The organism is Streptomyces sp. NPDC002537 (assembly GCF_053594975.1).
The window spans coordinates 25,788-47,221 of the sequence record NZ_JBSFWT010000057.1; the positions used below are offsets into that span (position 1 = coordinate 25,788).

General features: G+C 71.2%; 19 protein-coding genes. 7 read left to right on the forward strand and 12 right to left on the reverse strand.

What is annotated here, in order from left to right:
• The first annotated feature begins 10 nt into the window (after positions 1 to 10).
• Positions 11 to 832, forward strand: coding sequence for an NAD(P)H-binding protein (locus ACWD4A_RS23855; protein WP_451197046.1), 822 nt, complete (start codon positions 11 to 13; stop codon positions 830 to 832).
• On the opposite strand, the gene ACWD4A_RS23860 is transcribed toward ACWD4A_RS23855, so the two are convergent.
• A complete protein-coding gene (locus ACWD4A_RS23860) occupies positions 829 to 2,796 on the reverse strand; it encodes a glycosyltransferase family 2 protein (protein ID WP_451197047.1) in 1,968 nt (655 codons plus the stop codon). The genes ACWD4A_RS23855 and ACWD4A_RS23860 overlap by 4 nt on opposite strands.
• 78 nt (positions 2,797 to 2,874) lie before the next feature.
• Here ACWD4A_RS23860 and ACWD4A_RS23865 point away from each other — a divergent pair, with 78 nt between their 5' ends.
• Positions 2,875 to 3,150: a hypothetical protein gene (locus ACWD4A_RS23865; protein ID WP_451197049.1), complete on the forward strand. Its 276-nt coding sequence runs from the start codon at positions 2,875 to 2,877 to the stop codon at positions 3,148 to 3,150.
• A gap of 44 nt (positions 3,151 to 3,194) precedes the next feature.
• Entirely contained in the window at positions 3,195 to 3,629 is a 435-nt protein-coding gene (locus ACWD4A_RS23870; protein WP_451197050.1) for a VOC family protein, read from the forward strand.
• A gap of 5 nt (positions 3,630 to 3,634) precedes the next feature.
• Here the strand turns inward: ACWD4A_RS23870 and ACWD4A_RS23875 are convergent, their stop codons facing one another.
• Positions 3,635 to 3,844 carry a DUF397 domain-containing protein gene (locus ACWD4A_RS23875; RefSeq protein ID WP_451197051.1) on the reverse strand — a complete coding sequence of 70 codons (210 nt, stop codon included), beginning with the start codon at positions 3,842 to 3,844 and terminating at the stop codon, positions 3,635 to 3,637.
• The gene (locus ACWD4A_RS23880; protein WP_451197052.1) at positions 3,825 to 4,667 is read right to left on the reverse strand and encodes a helix-turn-helix domain-containing protein; all 843 of its coding nucleotides are present in this window, start codon (positions 4,665 to 4,667) and stop codon (positions 3,825 to 3,827) included. The genes ACWD4A_RS23875 and ACWD4A_RS23880 overlap by 20 nt, the downstream gene beginning before the upstream one ends.
• 250 nt (positions 4,668 to 4,917) lie before the next feature.
• Between ACWD4A_RS23880 and ACWD4A_RS23885 the strand changes: the two genes are divergently transcribed.
• Positions 4,918 to 5,343: a DUF6415 family natural product biosynthesis protein gene (locus tag ACWD4A_RS23885; protein WP_451197053.1), complete on the forward strand. Its 426-nt coding sequence runs from the start codon at positions 4,918 to 4,920 to the stop codon at positions 5,341 to 5,343.
• Positions 5,340 to 5,543, forward strand: coding sequence for a hypothetical protein (locus ACWD4A_RS23890; RefSeq protein WP_451197054.1), 204 nt, complete (start codon positions 5,340 to 5,342; stop codon positions 5,541 to 5,543). Before ACWD4A_RS23885 ends, ACWD4A_RS23890 begins: the two co-directional genes overlap by 4 nt.
• Before the next feature lie 27 nt (positions 5,544 to 5,570).
• Here the strand turns inward: ACWD4A_RS23890 and ACWD4A_RS23895 are convergent, their stop codons facing one another.
• From ACWD4A_RS23895 to ACWD4A_RS23930, 8 genes are all read right to left on the reverse strand, one after another.
• On the reverse strand, positions 5,571 to 5,732 hold the full coding sequence (locus ACWD4A_RS23895) for a hypothetical protein (RefSeq protein ID WP_451197056.1): 162 nt from the start codon (positions 5,730 to 5,732) through the stop codon (positions 5,571 to 5,573).
• Positions 5,733 to 5,772: 40 nt separating this feature from the next.
• The gene (locus tag ACWD4A_RS23900) at positions 5,773 to 6,828 is read right to left on the reverse strand and encodes an SAM-dependent methyltransferase (RefSeq protein WP_451197057.1); all 1,056 of its coding nucleotides are present in this window, start codon (positions 6,826 to 6,828) and stop codon (positions 5,773 to 5,775) included.
• Between the two features lie 172 nt (positions 6,829 to 7,000).
• Positions 7,001 to 9,154: a virginiamycin B lyase family protein gene (locus ACWD4A_RS23905; RefSeq protein ID WP_451197058.1), complete on the reverse strand. Its 2,154-nt coding sequence runs from the start codon at positions 9,152 to 9,154 to the stop codon at positions 7,001 to 7,003.
• 175 nt (positions 9,155 to 9,329) lie between these two features.
• Positions 9,330 to 10,829 (reverse strand): hypothetical protein, encoded by a 1,500-nt coding sequence (locus ACWD4A_RS23910; RefSeq protein WP_451197059.1) that lies wholly within the window; start codon positions 10,827 to 10,829, stop codon positions 9,330 to 9,332.
• Positions 10,830 to 10,880: 51 nt separating this feature from the next.
• On the reverse strand, positions 10,881 to 11,885 hold the full coding sequence (locus ACWD4A_RS23915; protein WP_451197061.1) for a Vgb family protein: 1,005 nt from the start codon (positions 11,883 to 11,885) through the stop codon (positions 10,881 to 10,883).
• 372 nt (positions 11,886 to 12,257) lie between these two features.
• Entirely contained in the window at positions 12,258 to 14,585 is a 2,328-nt protein-coding gene (locus ACWD4A_RS23920) for a collagenase (RefSeq protein ID WP_451197062.1), read from the reverse strand.
• Positions 14,586 to 14,817: 232 nt separating this feature from the next.
• Entirely contained in the window at positions 14,818 to 16,773 is a 1,956-nt protein-coding gene (locus ACWD4A_RS23925; RefSeq protein ID WP_451197063.1) for an exo-alpha-sialidase, read from the reverse strand.
• Positions 16,774 to 16,942: 169 nt separating this feature from the next.
• Positions 16,943 to 17,884 (reverse strand): quinone oxidoreductase family protein, encoded by a 942-nt coding sequence (locus ACWD4A_RS23930; RefSeq protein ID WP_451197064.1) that lies wholly within the window; start codon positions 17,882 to 17,884, stop codon positions 16,943 to 16,945.
• A gap of 85 nt (positions 17,885 to 17,969) precedes the next feature.
• Between ACWD4A_RS23930 and ACWD4A_RS23935 the strand changes: the two genes are divergently transcribed.
• Positions 17,970 to 18,416, forward strand: coding sequence for a MarR family winged helix-turn-helix transcriptional regulator (locus tag ACWD4A_RS23935; protein WP_451197065.1), 447 nt, complete (start codon positions 17,970 to 17,972; stop codon positions 18,414 to 18,416).
• Between the two features lie 220 nt (positions 18,417 to 18,636).
• On the opposite strand, the gene fdhD is transcribed toward ACWD4A_RS23935, so the two are convergent.
• Complete coding sequence (gene fdhD, locus ACWD4A_RS23940) at positions 18,637 to 19,470, reverse strand: formate dehydrogenase accessory sulfurtransferase FdhD (protein ID WP_451197066.1); 834 nt, start codon at positions 19,468 to 19,470, stop codon at positions 18,637 to 18,639.
• 197 nt (positions 19,471 to 19,667) lie between these two features.
• Between fdhD and ACWD4A_RS23945 the strand changes: the two genes are divergently transcribed.
• Positions 19,668 to 21,218 (forward strand): aldehyde dehydrogenase family protein, encoded by a 1,551-nt coding sequence (locus ACWD4A_RS23945; RefSeq protein ID WP_451197067.1) that lies wholly within the window; start codon positions 19,668 to 19,670, stop codon positions 21,216 to 21,218.
• Positions 21,219 to 21,434 lie beyond the last annotated feature (216 nt).

The window sequence follows — 21,434 nt, forward strand, 5'->3', positions numbered from 1 at the left end:
TGCGATTGACATGATCTTGGTGACGGGAGCAAACGGGAACCTCGGCGCGGCCACCCTCGCGGCGCTACGTGCCGGCGGCGCCACCGCCACGGGCGGCAGCCGCACGCCGGGCGAGGGGATGCGGTACCTCGACTTCGACGATCACGCGAGCCTCGATCTCACCGGGGTGTCGACCTTGGTGCTGGTTTCCGCCGGTTACGCCGAGGACGACCAGGTCGTCGGCCGGCACAAGGCGGTCCTGGACGCCGCCGTCCGTGACGGCGTGCGCCACGTCGTGTACACGAGCCTGACCACGGCCGGCGACCATCTCGGCTTCGCGCTCGCGCACCGTGCCACCGAGCGCCTTGTGCGGGCGAGCGGCCTGCCGTGGACGATCCTGCGCAACGGCCTGTACGCCGAGCTCTTCGGCGGCCTGCTGATATGGGCCGGCGATGGTGTGGAGTCCACCTTCGGGGACGGTGCCCTGGCGGCGGTCGCGCGGGAGGATCTCGCCGACGCCGCGGCGATCATCGCGGCGGATCCGGCGCGGCACGGCGGGCGCGTCTATGACTTCGTCGGCACGCCGATCACGGCAGGGCAGGTGGCTGACGGACTCGGCGTCCCGCACCGCACCATCGGCCTGGGCGAGTACCGGCGCAGGCTCCTCGACGAGACGCCGGGGCTCCTGCCGTTCCAGCCGCCCATGCTCGCTTCGATCGCCACGGGCATCCGGCATGGCTTCCTGGACGGCACCACTCCCGACCTCGCGGATCTTCTTGGCCGCCCGGCCCGCGACCCGCTGGCTTCGGCCGTTGCGGCCGCGTCCGCCACACGGCCGGAGACAAGTCTCTAGCGCCGCTTCAGCCGCCCTCGTACCGCCTTCAGCAGATCCACGCGCCCGACCCGCAGGGTGAGCGCGTCCTGGCTCGGTAGCGGCTTCGCGTACCACGGCATGCCGAGCCGCTGCCAGCGGACGGGTTTCAGTGACGGCTGGGGCGGTACGGGGACGGACCACTCCTTGCCGTCCTGGGCGAGGCGGAGGGAGAGTTTCCACTCCCCGGGTGTCGTGCACGGCATCTGTACGGTGAAGGCGCCGTCCGTGGACCGGGGTTCGACCGGGACCGTCCGTTCCGCGCCCTCGGGCCCCTCGGCCCGTACCGTCAGCGAGCCCTGGGGCCAACTCGCCAGTGTGCAGCGGCCCTTCACCACAAGAGTGGCGGGCACGTCGGGCGACCATGCCGCGCCGGTGACGCGCAGGTGCGGCAGTACGCGGTGCCGGGTCTCGCCCACGTCCAGTGTGAGATTGCCGTAGGGCTTCGTGGTGAAGAGGGCCACCGCCGTCCCCGTGGCCGTGACGAGCGTGGTCGTCGCCGTCGTCACGGATTCCGCGCGGCTGCTGCCGAGACGGATCTCCTTCGCGATGCCCTCGGCGTCCACGGCGAGCGAGATGTCCCAGAAGCCGGCCGTCAGCGGCGCGAGGTCGACCGTCACGTCGTACCCCGCCGTGCCGCTGTCCTCGCCGTGGCCCTGGACGGGGAGACGGCGCTCCGTGTCCGTGCCGCGCTTGCGGAGGATCAGCTCGCTGCTGACACCGCGCGTGGATATGCGGTCGATGTGGGCGTGGCCCGTGAGCCGCAGGCCGGTGGCATTGATCTCGGCGGAATCGACGCGGTGACGGGCGCGCAGCTCGGCCGTGATGTCGTAGCAGTCGTCGGGGATGCCCAGCGTGGAGTCGCGGAAGTACGGGTACAGGGCGTAGGCGCGACCGCCCTCGACCTGGACGTCCGGGTCCTTGGCGGCCGTGGGGGCGAGAGTGGTGATGCCGTAGCTGGCGGAGCCCCGGTCGAGCTCCCAGTGCGCGAGAGTGAGGAGTTCGTCGAGGTGGCGGTGCCGGACGAGGTGGCACCGCAGGCGGACCACGGCGGGCAGCCGGGCGGCCAGGCCCTCGCTCCAGTGCAGCGCGACCAGGTCGGCCAGCTCGTGCAGCAGTTTTTCCTGGACGTCGCGCTGCGGTTCACGGCTCAATTCGAGTACGGCATCGCGCAGTTCGACGGCGAAGTGCCGGTGCATCAGCGTGTCGCGGTCGGGGCCCGCCTCCACACGCTCGGCGACGAGCCCGGCCATGGTCCGGAAGAGGTCTATTCGCATCCGCGCGCCGTGCTCCCGCGCGGTGATGTTGTTGCCGTCCTCCCGCGCGACCCAGTAGAGGCAGTCGTAGTCGGCGACGACGGATATCGCGGCGGCTTCGAGGTAGGCGGTCGCGACGAAAGGCTGGTCCTCACCTATCGACAGCCCGGTGTCGAAACGGAGCCGGAGCCGGTCGATCAGCTCGCGGCGGAACAGCTTCATGGGGTTGAGCGTCCAGTAGACCCTCGACGCGAAGACATCCGTTTTGGGCTGGTTCCGCCGGAACATCGACTGGGGCGCGCGGCGCCCGCCCTCGCCCACGATCCGCCCGAGGACGACGTCGGAGCCGTTCGCGTCCGCCGCCGCGATCATGCGCTCCAGCGCCTCGGGGCCGATGTGATCGTCCGCGTCGAGGAAGTAGACGTAGCGCCCGGTGGCACGGTCGAGCCCGAGATTGCGCGGCCCCGCGGGCCCGCCGGAATTCGGCTGGCGGATCACGCGCATCCGCGGAGCGTTCTCCGCGAGGCGGTCCAGTTCGTCCGCCGTACCGTCCGTCGAGCCGTCGTCGACCACGATCAGTTCGATCCGGTCCGCACCCAGCGACTGGCCGAGGACGGAAGTGACGCTGCGGGTCACGTACGGCATGGCGTTGTACGCGGCGATGATCACCGTGACATCCGGCCCAGGCATTCGAGGCGCTCCGTTCCCGCAATTCATGACGTCTTTGCGTCTTTTTAGGATAGATGAGACGCGCATAATCTTGGAACCATGAGCGATCTCCTGCCGATTCTGGGGATCTTCGGCGGCTTCGCCGCGGTCCTCGCCGGTTTCGTGTGGCTGGCGTTCCGCGTTCGTCGCCGGGGCACAGCGGGCGCGGCCGTCACTGCGGCGTTGGCCTCGTGGGAGGAGGCATATCGCGTGACCTCCCACGAGTCCTACTGGGAGATCAAGGCGCAGGCGCAGGCGCAGCGCCAGTTGCCCCTTCAGTCGCCGGACGGCCACTGGCGACCGAGCGGCGACAACCACACGCAGGCCCTCGGGTGATCCCCGGGGTTTCAGCCAACAGCGCGCGCCACTATGGTGGGCCGATGGCATCGATCAAACAGTTCCAAGTCACCTTCGACTGCGCAGAACCCGAGCGCGTCGCCCGCTTTTGGTGCGAGGTGTTGGGGTACGTCGTACCGCCGCCGCCGGAGGGGTTTGCTACGTGGGGCGATTTCGATCGCTCGCTGCTGCCTGAGCGTCAGGGCTCGGCGTTCGCATGCATTGATCCCTCGGGCGTGGGCCCGCGACTGTTCTTCCAGCGCGTTCCCGAAGGCAAGGTCGTCAAGAATCGGGTGCATCTTGATGTACGGGCCGGTACCGGGCTCGTGGGTGAAGAGCGCCTCGCCGCGCTTGAGGCCGAGTGCGCACGACTGATCGCACTCGGCGCGGTACGCGAGCAACTACTGCGTGCCGATGGCTTCAATGAGTCCTGCATCGTGATGCAGGACGTCGAGGGCAACGAGTTCTGTCTCGACTGAGGGGATCAGGGTTGACCCCCTTCCTTGACGCTCGTGACGAAGGCGGACCAGGACGGGGTGGAGAACGTCAGCTTGGGGCCGTGTGGGGCTTTGCTGTCGCGGACGGGGACGGTGCCGGGTATGTCGTCGGATATCTCGACGCACTCGACAGTTGATCCGCTGTAGGTGGACTTGCGCCAGGTCACGGCGACCAGGTCAGGGCTGTGGGTCGTCACGGTAGTGCTCCTCGATGAAGGCGCGGATGAATTCGATCGAGTCGTCGGGGGACAACGCCCTGGACTGCGCATGATCGTAGAAGGTGGCGTAGAGAGCGACCTCTTCGCGATCCTTGGCGAAGGAGCTGTTCAAGCCACTTTCCTGATAGGAGAGTTGGCGCCCATCAGGCAGATTCAGGAGAGAGAGGATGGTTGAAGTGAGCCCTCCTGGGATGGGCTGCCGGGCTGGAAGCACCTGGAACGTGATGCGGGGGCGTGTACCCAGGTCCAGCAGGTGCAGCAACTGAGCCCTCATGACTGCGTGGCCGCCGATGACACGGTGCAGGGCGATCTCATCCAGAATGCTCCACAACCATGGCGGGTTCGGCCCGTCGAGTACTGACTGTCGAGCGATTCGTTGCTTCACTCGCTGTTCGACATCGATCCCGCCGAAGAGGTTGTTCCCCTCTGTGAAGATGGCGCGTGCGTAGTTCTCGGTCTGTGCGATGCCCGGGATGACATTGGCGAAGTGGTAAATGCGGGTGGCCTTCTCCTCCGCCTCTCGGTAGGTCTCGGCCAGAGCCGGATACAGCAGCTTTCCTGCCAGGCCCCAGATATCGGCGAGTTCTCCGTCGGCTTCGAGTGCCTCGTCCAGGCGCCGGACCACGTCCCCGGTGGGCAGCTCCTTGCCGTTCTCGAACTGGGCGATCCGTCCTTGCGAGATCGGGACCTTCAGCCCAAGCGCCTGCTGTGTCAGCCCGTGCCGCTCGCGCAGCCGCCTGAGTCGACGCCCGAGCAGTTCATTCGCCGATCCGGCAGGTTCAACCCTGCTGGACACACTCATAGTTGACGATCGCCTCCACATCGGTCGGGCCTTGAATGCCAGCGCCCAGACCTGAATAGCACATGGCTGGCCATCGGGCTTGAGCTGCCGAAATACTGGAATCCCTCGACAACGCCCTTCCTCAGGGGCCGTCGGCAGCCGTTTCCCCTGTGCCGATGCCCTGAAGCGGGCGTGTCCATGTATCGCGGCGGACCGCCGATTTCACCTCGCACGGTGAGTCGTCGCACCCCTGTTCCCACGGAGCTGACTCATGCCCTTTTATCCAGGTACGGCCGTGTCCCCGCTGTCGCCGCTGGAGCGTCCGTCCCTCCAACACCGGCTCGCCCGCGCGCACTCGCTCGTCCCCGCTGCCGACGCGCTCGACCGCGCCGCGGTCGACGCCGTGATCCGCGGCGCCCTGGACCGCCTGCCGTTGGCCGATGTCGTGGACGACCTCATTGCCGCTCTGACCGCGCACCTCGAACGGCTCGTGCCCGTCGTGGAGGCGAAGGACTGGGCGAGCCACGGGCAGGACAAGCTCGTGGGCCTGATCCTCGGCGCGGTGCGGACGAAGCTCGCCACCGCGCCGGCGCCCGACGCCGACGCCGCCGTCCGGGCCGTGTACGCCCAGGAACTCGCCCGTACCTGCCGGGGGATCCTCGGGCTGGCGCTCGTCGAGCCGGGGGACGGTGCGTGATCCCGCTGCCGCACACGGGCGGTCCGCCCGCCATGCCGTCCGACGAGAGCGGTGATCCGTGCGGCGTGTGCGGCCTCCTTCGCCGGGTGAAGGAAGCCGCGGCGCGTCGGGGCGACGCCGTGGCGCTCGCCGCGCACGTCACCACGGAGAGGAGGCACTACGCGCGTGCGCACCCCGGTTACGGGGTGACCGGCGTCTGAGTGCCCGTCGCCGCGGAAGCGCCCGGCTTACTCGGTCGTCAAGCCTTCTTCGACGACCTCGACCTCCGCGACCTCGACGACACTGCCTTCGGGCGACAGGACGGACGGGTCCGAGATCGCCGACCGGGTGACGTCCATGACGGCGTACCGCAAGTCGGTTGTATGTACGGCTTCCTGATGCTCAGTCATCTCATGTGTGGTCACTTGCTCTTCCTCCTCGTGGCCATGCTCAAGCCGTGGTGTCCTTCATGGCTCTGCGGATCGCTCCGCCGTTCCGGCTGAGGAGGGCGGAGCGTTCGTCGTCGCTCAACGCGGTCTGCTGGGCGGCGGCGGTCTCGGGGTCGCGCATGTGCTCCGCGAGGCGGACCGGGTCGGCCGCCAGGCCGGTCAGGTAGTCGGCGAGCGGGCTGGGGCAGCGGGTCGGTACGTACCGGTCGATCGCTCCCCGCCCGCTCGGGCCCGGGGGACGTCCGTCACCGGCCGCGGGCTCCGGGGAGGCGGCGCCCGGGAGCCGGCCGGCCAGCCCCAGCCGTTCGGCCGTCTCCTGGTTGACCGGCCGTGGGCCGACCGGTGGGAAATAGAGGGTGGAGATGCCCGTCAGGGGCTCCGCCCCCAGCTCGCGCAACGGGAGGGTGTGGATGAAGGGCGCACAGACCGGGTACTGAGATGCCTGATAGTGCGTCACCTGATGATCCGGCGGATAGAACCGGTCGAGGTACTCGACCAGCACCCCCAGATGCTTGTTGGTGAAACCGGCGAAGTTGAACCCGAGATCGCCGACACAGCCTGCCTGCCACAGCACGACATGGGAGTCCGTCAGGAGCGGGCGGTCGCGCAGCAGCATGTCGGTGGCTTCCAGCTCCTGGCAGCCCGGCCTGGACGGGTCCACGCCGAGGTCGGCGAAGAGACAGTCCAGGGAGGAGATGCCGGGCAGCATCATCGCCGGATACCCCTCTTTCCGAAGGGTGCGGATCGCGGCGTGCCCGGGGTTCACGAACACGCCCGGGTGCCCGTAGAAGACACCGCACACGTCCATGCCGCGCCGCACCGGCTCGGCCATCGCGTCGGCCATCTCGCGGTAGGTCCGGATGCGCGGTTTGTCGTTCCCGTAGAGCCTGTACAGGTCGTCGGACGACTTGCCGTGTTCACGGATCCAGACGTCCGTCACGGGATCGGACACGCAGTAGACGACATGGTCGGCCCGCTCGATCCAACCGGCGGCCTCCTGCGTCAGATGCGCGATGCCCTTGATGCCGGAGCCCGCCACCACCAGTGATCCACCCACTACGGGTAACCTCTCTCGTCGGCCGAGCCCCAGCGTGGCACCTGCAGTCGGGTCTTCCTAGGCAAACTCCGGCCATGCCGCGCAGCGGCCCTTCGCATGTGAAGGGCGAGAAGGACGAGAAGAGGGGGCCCGGGGCTACGTCCCAGGCCCCCTCGGACTGAAGGCCGCAAGGTCACCCGGTCACGACGTGGACGGGTGTGGAAGGCGACGTGCGCTGACCCACGTCGAACGTCAGGCTCGTGGCCCCGACGGGGGAGCCCGGGGAGGCCTTCGCCGCGACCCATACGGCGGAGGCCGAGCCTTTGCGGGGCAGGAAGAGGTCGACGTTCTCGAAGGTGAGGTTCTGCCCGTCCGGCGAGAGGGCCCCGTCACTGCGGGAGTGGAAGCCTCCCTGCTCGTCCATCACGGTCAGCTGGTATCCGGGATTGCCCTCGGCGACGAACTGCAGGCCCTTCTGCGCGGGGAGGGTCACAGTCACCTTCTGCGGCGGAACCCGGCCCTCCGTCTGGGAGAGCAGGCGCACACCTGGGTAACCGACATTGCCGGAGCGCCTCAGCGTCACATCCGGCGGTCCTCCGGGCGACACCGAGAACTGGGACACGGCGCTGCCGACCGTCTCGTCGAACGTGATGTGCTTGGCGACCGAGGGCGTGGAGGCGTCGACCCGGAACGTGCCTTGTGCCGGGCCCGCGTGGAGCGGGGGCGACGTGGCGATGCCACTGGCGTTGCTGTTGACCGTCGCCGAGCCCTGGCCGTTGAAGTGGCCGGTGGCGCTTCCGGGCTGGACGGTGAAGGTCACCGCCGCGCCCTCCACGGGTCGCCATTCGCTGTCCAGGAGTTCGACCGAGAGCGGTGTGGCGAACGGGCTGTCCGCGGGCGCCGATTGGTTGTTGCCTCCGACGAGGGTGATGTGCGCGGGCGCCGCCCTGACGGTGAGGGTGAAGCGTGCGGGTTCCGCCACCCCGAAGGCGGTCGCGGTGATCTCGACCGGGCCGGGCGTCGCGCGGGCGCTGACGGCGGCGGTGGCGTAGCCGCCCCCGGACGTGGTGACCTGGAGGAACTGGTTCCCGGTGGCGGCGAAGAAGGCGGACCCGCGCTTGATCTCGAAGCTGATCGACACGCCGTCCTCGCCCTCATGAGGGCCACTGAGAGCACGGACCCTCAGGGGCTGGGCGAAGGCGGTTCCCGCCATGGTGCTCTGGCCGTCGCCGGAGACGACCTCCAGCCGCTTGGTCTCGGCGGGGGCCACGGTCAGGCGGGCCACGGAGTCGGTGGCCGGGGTCGTGAACCACACGGCGTTCCCCGGCCCCTTGGTGATGTGGTACGGGGCTCCCCAGGACACGGCGTAGGTCTCGGCCTGGAGCGAGCGCACGTTGACGCAGGCGATCTGGTTGACCCCCTGCACGGTGACCCAGACGTTGTTGTCCGGGCCGATGGCCACGTCCTGGGCCCGTGTGCCGGGTTGCAGGGGGACGGAGCCCGTCGAGAGGTTTCCGGTGTTGACGTACCGGACGAAGGCGGTGTTGTCGGCCGCCCATACCCGTCCGTCGGCGGAGGCCGTGCAGTAGGAGAGCGTTCCTCCTACCGGGAACCGGACGCTGTTGACGAAGTTCCCCTTTTCGGGGTCGAAGCTTCGGACGGTGCCGTTCTGACGGTCCGTGAACCAGAGCATTCCGTCGGGCGCCTCGGTGATTCCCCAGGGCTGGCCGTTGTCGGGGACCCGCCACTCGCCCACCTCGCCGGGATCGGCGGGGTTGATCATGCCGATCCACCGGTTGACGGGCTCGGTGAAGTACAGGCGGCCGTTCCTGGCCACCACCATCGACTCCGGCTGCCCGCGGTCGTACAGGATGTGGTTGGTGTAGGTGCCGAGGCGGATGTCGAGCGAGCCGATGGGGTCCTGATGGACCTGCGGGACCCACCACGAGTACCACATGGCCTGGTTGGGCCCCGGGGCGGCGACGACGGCGTTGGTCAGCGGCGGATTGCCCCGGTTGTACTTCGTCTCGGCTCCGGACCCGGCGTTCAAGGCCGTCAGGTATCCGACCCGCTGACTGGTCACCCACACCCGCCCGTCGGGACCGGCCGCGACGCCGTGAGGAGCGCGGCCGGCGCCGAGGTTGAACCGGGTGATCTCGCCGGTCCGCGAGGGCGCGGAGAAACTCGCCCCGAACGTGGCGACAGCACCGGGTGCCAGCTCGCTCCTGACGCGCTGCCGCTCCGGGACGATGACGCTTGTCTCGCCCTCGAACGGGGCCGGGGCCGGGGCCGGTGTCGGTTCGGGGCGGTCTGGACTTTCCGGGCTCTGGGCGGCGTCTGTGGTCATCTGTTTGTCCCTTCGTGCGGTGTCGGGTGGGAAGGAGAGGACCTGCACTCGGGTCGGTGCCAAGCGCTTCGCTGGAAGTCCGGTAGGTCATCTGCGGGTGTGTCGTGGCTGGTCGCGCAGTTCCCCGCGCCCCTTCGGGGCGCTGCCGAAGCGCACCGGACTTCGCCGAACTCGCTCAGCGCGCACGCAAGGTGAAGGAGGCGGTGGCTTCGGTGCCCCACGCGGTGACGGTCACGGTGGCGGTGCCGGGGATGCCCGCGCGCGGCTGCGGTGACGTGGCGGTGCCGTCGCCGGCCGTGGTGACCTGGGCGGTCCTGGACCCGTCCGGGAACGTGACATCCCCGGACGTCACGCTGAAGGTGACCGGAACGCCCTCGGGGGCCGGGCCGTTGGCCACGAGCCGTACCACCAGCGGGTCGAATACGGCGCCGGGCGGCCGGACCTGCCCGTCCCCGGACCGGATCTCGGCGGTGGCCGTCACAGGCCCGACCGCGAGCAGGAAGTCCGCCGGTACGGCGAGGTCCGCCGACCGGGTGCGCACATGGAACCAGCCGCCGCGCGCCCCTGCCGTGATCCTGGGTGCGGTGGCGACGCCGTCGGCGCCCGTGGTGACGACGGCGATGTGCGAGCCACCGGGGAACGCGGCCGACGCGGCGGTGTCGATGTCGAACACCACCTCGCGGCCGGCGAGGGGTGTCTCCCCGCTGTCCAGCACCGCGACGGTCAGCGCTGTCCCGAACGTCCCGCCAGGTCCGGACAGTTGGCCGCCTCCGGCCTGCGCCCGGTGCACGGCCGGTTCTCCCGGGGCCGGCAGGCGGGCCAGCAGGCCCTTGCCGACGGTGGCGAACCAGGCGGCGCCGTCCTTGGTGACGGCCACGTCGGTGGCGTGCGAGCCCGGTGTCGGCATGGGCCACACGTGGCTCTGTCCGGTGGCGAGCACCAGGACCCCGGCACTGCCGTCGGCCGTACTGAACCACACGAGGCCGTCCGTCACCGCGAGACGGGAGGCGGCCGGACCCGTCCTGTACATTTTCTCCAACTCGCCTACAGGAGACCGTCGTTCGATCCTGCGCGATCCTGCCAGCGCTACCCAGATCGTCCCTTGCGGGCCGATGGCCAGCCCGTCCGGCTGCTCTCCCGGTGGATAGTCCCAGACGACGGGTCCGAAGTCACCGGCACCCAGGCGGCACAACGCGGGGCGGGTGCCCGCGGTGGTGAACCAGAGAGTGCCGCCGGGGGTGGTGACGAGATGCTTGGCAGGGGCACCGGCCGGCAAGGGCAGCGGGTGGGTCTTCCCGGACGCCGTGTCCAGCCGGAGCAGTTGTGCACCGGCCCTGTCGATCATCCAGATGATGCCGCCCGACTCGTCGACCGCGACATGCCCCGGGACGAACCGGCGGTCCAGGGACCACGTCGTTTCCGTCCCGCTGGTGAGGCTCATGCTGGTCACGTGCGGTTCGGGCGGGCATGTGACGCAGGCGTGACCGTCACGCGTCACGGCCAGGCCGCCGCTTTCCTGTTCTCCGTAGGGCAGGGGGAGGTCGGTCCAGGTGGCGGCTGTCGGACTCACGCCGACCAGGAATCGGCCGTGCTTCTCCAGGCACCACAGTTTTCCGTCGGCGGCCACACCCAGTCCGGCGATGTCGACCGGCCGGGGCAGAGGGAATTCACGCACGGGTTGAATCACGTTCAACTCCTTGGCTTCGTCCCCGCGAACGCTTCTTTCCTATGGTTTCTGCGGGGAATTCCTGCTGGGGGTGTTGCCGGTGGCCAGGCGCACAATGGACTTGGAATTGGCGGCACTGCACCACACTTCGCCGTCGGAGCGGGTGGCGATGTCGTAGGGGCTGCTGCCGGCGGTCGGGAGAGTCCATTCCGAGGGCTGCCGGGACCCGGCGTCGATCCGGCCGACGCGGTTGGTGCCGGACGCGCAGTACCACAGCGCGCCGTCGTCGCCGACGGTGATTCCGACGGGCGCGCTGCCGGAAGCCAGGCTGATCCGGATGACGCCCGCGCTGCCGGGGTCGACGTCACCGATCCAGTTGCCCGCGGACACCCACAGTCCGGAAGGGCCGGACGCGATCCGGGCGGCGTTGCCCGCGAAGGGCAGGTCCCAGGACTGGAATCCGCCCGCGCCCGGAGCCAGCCGGCCGATGCGGTTGGCCGACGACAGCGTGTACCACAAGGCGCCGTCGGAGCCGATCGCCAGGGCTTGCGGCTTGCCCCCGCCCGGCACGAGCCACGAGCGCACGGCGAGACCGGTCCGGTCGATCCGGTGCAGCAGTCCGGTCCCGTTGGCCGCGCACCACACGGAGCCGTCCGGGCCGAGGGCCAGTCCGGTGAGAGCCCCTCCGTCCGGCATGGGGATCGGCAGGAAGCTCGCGCTGCGGGGATCGAACCGGTACACGACGCCGGACAGTCCCGCTACCCAGACCTGCCCGTCCTCCGTCTGCAACAGGCTCTGCGTCCCTTTGGGATCGGGGTAGGCGAAGGTGGAGATTCCATTGGTGCGGGGGTTGAGTCTGGCGATGCTGCACTGGGTGGGCGCCGGGGTGGCCGACAGATTCTCCAGCCCGAACCAGACATTGCCGTCGGTGCCGACGATGATCCCCGTGGGTTTGGCCCCTGGGACGGGAAGCGGGATTTCCTGTGTCTGGTTGCCCGTTGCCGTTGCCGTTGCCGTTGCCGTTGTCGTGGCCGCTTGGCCGGCTCGTTCCGCGGCATCGCTCACGAAGTCGATCCATTCACCATCAAGCCGCCCATTCCCGTGGATAGCGCGCGGTGACGTTTCATGGGGATGAAACCACCTCGGCGGGCCCTGGGAAAGGGTGCTTCCTTGCCGTTGGCATGCCGACGTCGATTATGCGGCGTTGTCCGACCGCTGCGGCTCGGGAACGGAGTGACCCCTGCGACGGGAAAGCGGGGATGGTGTCGGCCAGGAACCCGGGAGGGGAAGGGCGTTGCTCGTGAGGGGAACGCGCCGTGCCGCATGGTTGACTTGAACTGAGTTTCTGTCAGGTTCTGTCAGGCGTGACGGCGAAACCGGGGTCTGCCCCGGTGGGCGCAACCGGACCACCGGGGCAGGGCCCGAACCACGGGACGGTCAGCCGCGCAGCGGCCCTTCACAGGTGAAGGGTGCCGTGCCGGCCCGGCCGTCGGACCAGACGTCCACCGCGCCGAAGTAGCAGTTCATGTCGGCGAGGTTGTTCGCCGCGCCCCCGGCCCTGCTGAGGACGAAGTAGTCGACCGTGCCGGACATGTCGCGGAAGACCTTGTCCGGGTCACCGGACGCCGACAGGTTGGCCGTGACCCGCCCCGTGCACACGAAGCGCGGCAGTCCCGCCGTGTCGCCGTTGCCCGCGCACTCGGGGGTGATCCATGTGGCGCGGGCGAAGGCCGACTTCACCTCGGCGGGCCGGGTGAACGCCAGCGACCCCACGGGAGTGAAGTGCGTGTCCGGCACGTACAACGTGTCGACCTGGGCGATCTGTTCGTCGAGGAAGGCGTCGTACTCCCGCTGCTGGGCGGCGTCCGCGCCCATCCGGGTGCGCCAGGCGTCGAAGCCCTTGGGGTCGTCGGCGCGCTGGTAGCCGTACATCTCGCGGAGCAGCGACGGGTGCCGCTGCCAGAGGTACTCGAAGTACGTGCCGGCGTAGGCGTAGAAGCGGAAGCCGTCGCCGTCGTACGTGGAGTGCAGCAGCCGGTCGACGGACATCCGCGGGCCGCCGCCCGCCGTGTCCGCGATCACGCTCTTGACCAGGGACTTGCGGACCTTGATGCCCTCGTCGCGGGTGGAGCCCGCGAAGAACTCGGCGGTGCCCTCGTCCATGGCGGTGGTCAGGTCGCCCGTGTACCAGCGCGGCTCGCCGAACATGCCGGGGACGGCCCAGCGGCCGTTGAGGTAGTGGGTGTACTCGTGCCGGAAGAGCTCCTCAAGGGTGAGCGAGGAGTCCTGCGGGACGCGCCGCTGGTAGGTGTAGAAGGTCGCGCCCTGCTCGATGTAGACGCCGCCGTTGTTGGTGCCCATGCCGGTGAGCAGCGGGTGGAAGACCTCGTAGTCGGCGCGCGAGGCGTAGAGGTGGATGTGGAGCGTGGCGTTGGGGTCGCCGGGCAGCGGGGCGTCGGTGCCGAGCACCCGGAAGAACTGGTCCTTGACCTGCTTGCTCGCGTAGTAGAGCTGGTCGACGGTGGCGCGGTCGAGCGCGGTGCGGACCTGGATGGCGCCGTTGTCGTAGGTGTACGTCTGCGGGAACAGGTCGTTCTCGATCTGCTGCTTGCAGACGTGGAGGCGCTCGCAGTCGCCGTAGGTGTTGAGCCAGGAGACGACGCTCGCCCAAGGGGCGCTGAATTTACCGAAGTTGCTCTCCGTCAGGGGGAGCAGCGTGCCGAGATCGGAGACGATCTCCTTGTTCAGATTGGAGATCTGGCCGAAGCGGCCGTACTCGCCGAGTGCGTCGCGGACCACCCACGCGTTGGCCGTGCCCTTGAGGTGGGTGTGGCCGGAGAAGGCGCGGAAGGCGGCGCGGTATCCGGGGTCGGCGGCCGCCGCCTGCTGGAAGGCGGTGTCCTTGTTGCCGGGGTAGACGCCGAGGTAGTTGACGGTGAGCGCGGCGAGGGCGGCGCCGCCCCAGCCCGGGTCGGTCGCGGTGGCGGTGCCGGGTCCCATGGTGGCCAGCACCCGCTGGACCAGGGGGAGTTGGTACTGGCGGAGGCCGCTCGCGCTCGCGGCGGTGAGCGCCTCGCGCAGGGTGTCGGCGTTCTGCCGGGTGGGGTCGAAGGCGTGGGCGCTGCCGCCGAACGCGTCGACGGCGCGGCGCACGGCGTCGAGGGTGGGGGCATCCCCGAGATCGACCTCCGGGTGCGAGAAGGCCTGGTAGGACACGGCGTGCAGGTAGGTGAACAGCTCGTACAGGTGGGCCCCGTCGGTGCCGTCGTGCCGCGGGGCGAGGGCCGTGACGCGGCGGGCGACGGCCTGGATGTGGGCGTGGGACATCACCGGGGCGAGGCGGGCGTCCCAGGTCCAGATCAGCCCGCGCAGACAGCCGTCCGCCGTGACGGCGGGGTCGGTGAGGAAGTCCGTGAACCGTTCCGGGTCGAGGCCGGTGATCCCGTCGAGGGTGCAGGGAGTGGAGTCCTTGAGTGCCCGGCCGGTGGGTCTGCGGACGGGCTTGCCGCCGGGGTCGGCGGCGCCGGGTATCCGGCCCGGCCGGACGAGACCGCCGCCGGGCACGGGCTCCTGCCGCCCCTTCGCGGGCGGCGCGGCCAGCCGGTCGACCTCGTCGTGCGGATTGCCCCGGGCCGGGCCGCCCGCGGCCGTCGGCGGCCGGTCGGGAGTCGTGGGGGCGGCCGTCGCCTGTGCGACGGGTAACGCGAGACAGGCGGCGAGGGCGGCGGCGAGCAGCCCTCTGCGCACATGACGTATGGCGTACATCGCTTCTCCTGACGGAAGTTGATGATGCGTCAGTTGAGCCGAGTGAGCGCCCGTACACTAGTAATGTGACATTGCACTGACAAGCCGATGGCCCCGCCTTTGCCAGGGCTTGCCGCGGCGGTGGCGGAAGAATCGCCTCCGCTCGTACGGCAGGGGTCGTACGGCAGGGGCACCGGACGCGGCCCGCTCGCCGCATCCGGTGCCCCTGCCGTACGAGGGCCGGGCCCCGCCCCTACCCGCCCGGCGGGACGACCCGGTCCAGCGGCAGCCACACCCGCAGCCCGCGGGCGGCCACCCCCGCGCCGCCGGAATCGCGCAGCCGCGCCAGCTCGCGGTTCGACAGCCCCCGCCCGTACACCCGCACCTCTTCCAGATCCCCCGTCAGAAAGCCGCGACTGTCGGGCCGTTGGGCCAGGTGCACACCGAAGGTGGAGGTCCGGCTCACCGACCCCCGTACATTCGCCACCACCGTGGACGTTCCGTCCACGGTGAGCGTGAGCCGCCCGCCGGCCCGCCGCAGCGCCGCGAAGTGCCACGCGCCGTCCCGGTACGCGCCCGCGACCCGCGCCGTCGCCGACCGGGCGGGACCCGGCCCCGCGACCGCCGTGAGGGAACCGGCCACACCGTCCGGCTCGCCCCGCAGCGACACCTGCGGGGCGCCGCCGACGCCGCCCATCCACAGCAACGGCTGCTCCGAGGGAGGGGCGGACGACGGCATACGGAACCACAGCGCCGCCGTGAAGTCCCGCGTCCCCAAGGGCAGGGAGTCCCGGAACGGCAGCCGTACGGCGCCGCTCCTGCCGTCGAACGACAGCGCCCCGCCGAAGCGGCCCGCGACCGGCCGGGCCCCGCCGAGGACGTACGCCCCCGGCGCGCCCGGCGCCCGGTCCGGGGTCGTCGGGTCGGGCGCGCGGCGCGGGCCCAGCCAGCCTTCCGTGAAGCGGGCGAAGCGGATCTCCTCGCGCGCGTCGGACCTGCCCGCCTCGTAGAGCAGCCCGGCCGTGCCCGGCGAGACGACGGCCAGGTCGGAGTAGCCGGACCAGTCGGGCGTGACACGCCCGCCGCGCTCCACGCTCTCCCAGGTGCGCCCCTCGTCGTACGAGGAACGGACGGTCATCACACGGCGGCGGTCGGGGTCCGCGGGCACGGACAGCAGCCAGCGGCCGCCGCGCAGCGGCACGACGGAGCCCTGGACCGTGGGGGCGTAGAGGTCGGGGAGGGCCCGGAAGGGGGCGTCGAAGTGCTCGCCCCCGTCACTGCTCACCGCGACGTCGCGGTTGCCGAGGTCCGTGCCGTTCTGCTCACGGCCGTTGACGTGGATCGCGCCGTCGCTCCGCTCGGCCAGGGCGAGTTCGGACGGCTTCTGACGGTACGTCCCGTCGCGCGCGATCCGGTAACTGTCCACGGCGCCCAGCCGCCAGTGCGCCCCGCCGTCGTCGCTGAGCGCGAGCGCCGCGTGGGTGGCGGTGACCCGGGTGCCGTCGTGGCTCTCGGCGTTGACCCCGAGGACGAGCCGGCCACGGTGCGGGCCGTGGCGGAGCTGGATGCCGTGGCCCGGCCCGGTCGCGTACCAGGAGTTCCAGCCGCGCGGCCGGAGGTCCCCGGTGAGGTCGCGCGGCCGCGACCAGCTCCTGCCGTCGTCCTCGCTGTACTGCGCGTGCGGGGTGCGGTCGCAGGGCACCTCGCAGTTGGCGGCGTCGGCGCGGCCCGCGTTGTAGGTCGTCGCCAGCACGATCCGGCCGGTGCGCCGGTCCACGACGGCCGTCGGATTGCCGTGGGTGTCGCCGCCGCCCTCGTCGACGACCAGCAGCGGGCCCCAGGTGCGGCCGCCGTCGGTGGAGCGCCTGAGCACGACGTCGATGTCGGTCGCGTCACCGCAGTTGTGTCTTCGCCCCTCGGCGAAGGCCAGCAGCGTGCCCCGGGCGGTGGTCACGAGCGCCGGGATCCGGAAGCAGGAATAGGGCTGCTCCCCGCCGTCCCGCCCGGCCTTGAACAGGACACGCTCCTCGAAACCGGCGGGGCCCGGGAAACCGGTGGGGTCCGAGGCGCCCGCGGGCGCGGGCTGGAGGGCGAGCGCGGCCAGCGCGGCCGTCAGCGCGGCGGCCGCCGTCCGCGCGAGGGCGCCACGGACGGGCCGGGACGGCCGGGTGACGGTGTGTCGGGAAGCCGTGCGGGGGAGCGGCGCCATGGCCCGGCCCTTTCACGTCGAGTTCACGTCGGGTTCATGTTTTGGCTCACGTCGAGACGCAAGTGACATGTCGTGACACGTGGAAACCGGGCGGCACTTGCGCACCTGCCCGGTGGGCCGAACGTACGGGGCGGGCGGTGGTCCCACAAGGCGGATTGCGCCAATGAGCTCACACCGGGCGCAGCACCACCTTGCCGAGGTTGGCGCGCCCCTCGATGATCCGATGCGCCTCGGCGGCCCGCTCCAGCGGCAGTTCGGCATGGATGCGCGGCCGCAGCCGCCCGGCGGCGAGGAGTTCCCACAGCTCCTGGCGCCACTGCTCCATCAGCGCCGGCCGGTGCCGGGCGACGAGCGCCATCTGGAAGCCGATCGCGGACTTCGCGCCGACCAGCAGGTCGTACGCCTGGATCGTGCCGCCGCCCGAGCTGTACGCCACCAGCCGGCCGCCCGGCGCGAGGGCGGCGAGCGCGGGGGTGAGGAGCTCGCCGCCGACCGCGTCCAGCACGATGTCGACGGGGTCGACGGAGCCGACGTCCGCGAGTCCGTCGTACGTCACGACCTCGTCCGCGCCCAGCGACCGCACGAACTCGGCCTTCGCCGCCGAGCTCACCGCGCCCACCACGCGCTTCGCCCCGCGTGCCTTCGCGAGCTGCACGGCGAGGTGGCCCACGCCGCTCGCCGCCGCCGTCACCAGCACGGACTCGCCGTCGGCGGGGCGGGCGGCCGCGTACGCGCCGAGGGCGACCAGGCCGCAGCGCACCAGCGCGACGGCGTCCGTAGCGCTCGCGGAGCCGGGCACGGGGGAGGCCATGGCGGAGTGCAGGACCGAGTGGTCGGCGTAGCCGTCGGCGAAGCACAGGCCCGTGACGCGGTCGCCCACGGCGAAGCCCGTCACGTCCGGGCCGACGGCGACGATCTCGCCGGCGACCTCCCCGCCGAGGCTCGCGGGCAGCGCGAGGCCGCCCTCGCGCACCTTCCGGACGACCGGCAGGGTGACCCCGACCGCCTCGGTGCGCAGCAGGAGTTCACCGGGGCCCGGCCGGGGGACGTCCGCCGTCTCGACGCACAGGACCTCGGGGCCACCGTTCCGGTGATAGCGGACGCGGCGCATGGAAACCTCCCAGGTGTCGTTGGTGGTCCCAACGGTATCCCCGATTCGTTGGGGAGTCCAATGATTGTTTCGGTAGAGTCGTGGCATGGCAGAGAACGAGCCCGAGCTCACCCGGATCCGCGCCCTCCCCAGCTGGCTGCTCAACCGCGCCTCCGCGCGCGGCCGTCGCCTCGTGGGCGAGGCGCTCGCCCGCGAGGGCATGCGCATGACGCACCACGCGGTGCTGTCCGCCGTCGCGGACCTCGGACCGGTCGCCCAGGCCGCACTCGGGCGCACGACCGGGTTCGACCCCAAGGACATGGTCGGCATCCTCAACGACCTGCAGGCCGCCGGACTCATCACCCGGGCCCCCGACCCGGCCGACCGGCGCAAGAACGCGATCTCCCTCACGGCGGACGGGCGCAGACTCCAGACGCGGCTGGCCGTCCTCGGCGAGGAGGCGAACGAGACGCTGCTCGCCGGGCTGTCGCCCGCGGAGCGCGACCGCTTCCTGGCTCTGCTGCGGCGCGTCGCGGAGGACCCGGGGGAGTGAGGGCTCTCGGCGGGGGCGCCCGCCGACCCCGGACCGGGGCTCCGCCCCAGACCCCGAAGCACGCTTCGCGCGCTGTCCTCAATCGCCGGACGGGCTGGATTTGCGGACCGTGGCTCTTTGGCCTGCGGCCCGCAGTCCTGTGGCCCGCAGGCTGCGGACTACGCCCGCACATCCTTGAGGGCGCTCCCGCCGCAGGCGGCGAACCGGCCCGGGGCCACCGCTAGTCCAGAACCACCCGCTCCTCGCCCGCGTACACGTTCATCGACGAGCCGCGCAGGAAGCCCACCAGCGTCAGGCCGGTCTCCGCCGCGAGGTCCACCGCCAGCGACGACGGCGCCGAGACCGCGGCCAGCACCGGGATGCCCGCCATCACCGCCTTCTGCGCCAGCTCGAACGAGGCGCGCCCCGACACCAGCAGCACCGTGCCCGACAGCGGCAGCAGCCCCCGCTGGAGAGCCCGCCCGACGATCTTGTCGACCGCGTTGTGCCGGCCCACGTCCTCGCGCACGTCCAGGAGTTCACCCTCCGCGGAGAAGAGCGCCGCGCCGTGCAGCCCGCCCGTCCGGTCGAAGACCTGCTGCGCGGCCCGCAGCCGGTCGGGGAGGGCGGAGAGCAACTCCGGGGTCAGCCGCATCGGTGACGGCCCGTCCGAGAGCGGGTGACGCGCGGTCGTCCGTACGGCGTCCAGGCTGGCCTTGCCGCACAGGCCGCACGACGACGTGGTGTAGACGTTGCGCTCCAGCGCGATGTCGGGGAGCGGGACGCCGGGCGCGAGCCGTACGTCGACGACGTTGTACGTGTTCGACCCGTCCTCGGTCGCCCCGGCGCAGTAGACGATGTTGGCCAGGTCCCCGGCACCGCCCAGCACACCCTCGCTCACCAGGAACCCCGCCGCCAGCGCGAAGTCGTCACCGGGGGTGCGCATGGTGATCGCCAGCGGCTTGCCGTTCAGCCGGATCTCCATCGGCTCCTCGGCGACCAAGGTGTCGGGGCGGGCGCCGACGGCCCCGTCCCGGATGCGGATGACGCGGCGTCGCGCGGTGACCCGTCCCATGTCGATCAGTCCCGGTGCTGGTGGTGGCGGTGGACGCCCCATTCTCCTCGGCGGCACCGCCCGCCGGGGCCACGGGCCGGACGTGACGTCGGACTCATCGGACGCGGGGAGCCCCACCGGGCCCAGCCGCCTCGCTACGGTTCGGGGACAGCGCCACTTTCCCCGCCCCGACTGTGCACCGAGAGCGGAGATCCACGATGGCACCCACCCTCGATCACCTCGTGCTCAAGCCCGGTACGGAATGGGCCACCGCCTGGCAGCGCTGCCGGGCCGTCGCCCCCGAGGCCTTCCGGGACCGGCGCGTCCTCAACCTCTGGAACGGGTTCTGGCAGGCCGGCGGACGCCCGCTGCCCGCCACCACCCCCGTCGACGGCACCCCCGTCGCGGGCCCGCCACGGCTCGACGCGGCCACCGCCCACCACGCCGTACGGGCCTCCCTCGACCAGCACCGCGCCTGGCGCGAGGTCCCGCTCGCCGACCGCCGCGCCCGGGTGTCCGCCACCCTCGACGCCCTCACCGAGCACCGCGAACTCCTCGCCCTCCTCCTCGTCTGGGAGATCGGCAAGCCGTGGCGGCTCGCGCAGGCGGACGTGGACCGCGCCGTCGACGGCGTCCGCTGGTACGTCGACGGCATCGACCGCATGCTCGACGGGCGCGCCCCGCTGGCCGGCCCGGTCAGCAACATCGCCAGCTGGAACTACCCCATGTCCGTCCTCGTCCACGCCATGCTCGTCCAGGCGCTGGCCGGGAACGCCGTCATCGCCAAGACGCCGACGGACGGCGGCCTGGCCTGCCTGACCCTGGCCGCCGCGCTCGCCGCCCGTGAAGGTCTCCCGCTGACCCTGGTCAGCGGCAGCGGCGGCGAACTGTCGGAGGCCCTGGTCCGCGCCCCCGAGATCGGCTGCGTCTCCTTCGTCGGCGGCCGCGACACGGGCGCCCGGGTCGCCACCGCCGTGGCGGACCTCGGCAAGCGCCACATCCTCGAACAGGAGGGCCTCAACACCTGGGGCATCTGGAACTTCACCGACTGGGACGGCCTCGCCCCCCGCATCCGCAAGACCTTCGACTACGCCAAGCAGCGCTGCACGGCCTACCCCCGGTTCGTGGTCCAACGGGCGGCCTTCGCCGACTTCCTGGCGGTCTATCTGCCGGAAGTGCGCGCCATCCGGTTCGGTCACCCGCTGGCGGTCGCCTCGCCCGAAGACCCGTTGCCGGAGCTGGACTTCGGCCCCCTCGTCAACGCGGCCAAGGCCAAGGAGCTCACCGACCAGGTGGCGGAGGCGATCGACCGGGGCGCCGTCCCGCTGCACCGCGGCTCGCTCGCCGACGGGCACTTCCTGCCGGGCCAGGACACCACCGCGTACGTCCCTCCCGTCACCCTCCTCAACCCGCCCCCGAGTTCACCCCTCCACCACGCCGAGCCGTTCGGACCCGTCGACACCATCGTCCTGGTGGACACCGAGGCGGAGCTGCTCGCCGCCATGAACGCCAGCAACGGCGCCCTGGTGGCCACGCTCTCCTGCGACGACCCCACCACGTACCACCGACTCGCCCCGCAGATAAGGGCGTTCAAGGTCGGCCACGGGGTGCCGCGGTCCCGCGGCGACCGCGAGGAGCTCTTCGGGGGGTTCGGGGCGTCGTGGCGGGGGGCGTTCGTGGGCGGCGAGCTCCTGGTGAGAGCGGTGACGCGGGGGCCCTCGGGGGAGCGGTTGCCGGGGAACTTTCCGGACTATCACCTGATGCCGTAGCGCTGCGCTGGCTGGGGCGTTGTCGGGTGCGGGTTGGCTGCGCCGCTCGTCGTTGTCGGGTGCGGGCGGTTCGCCGCCTGCGGCGGGGGCTCCCTGCGGTCGCGTCCTCAAACGCCGGACGGGCTGGTTGTGGGCTCGTCGCCGTGGTTCTGGTGCGGGGCCGTGCCGCTCCGGGGTGGTTCGGGACTGCTTCGCTTTACGTCCCGAACCACCCCT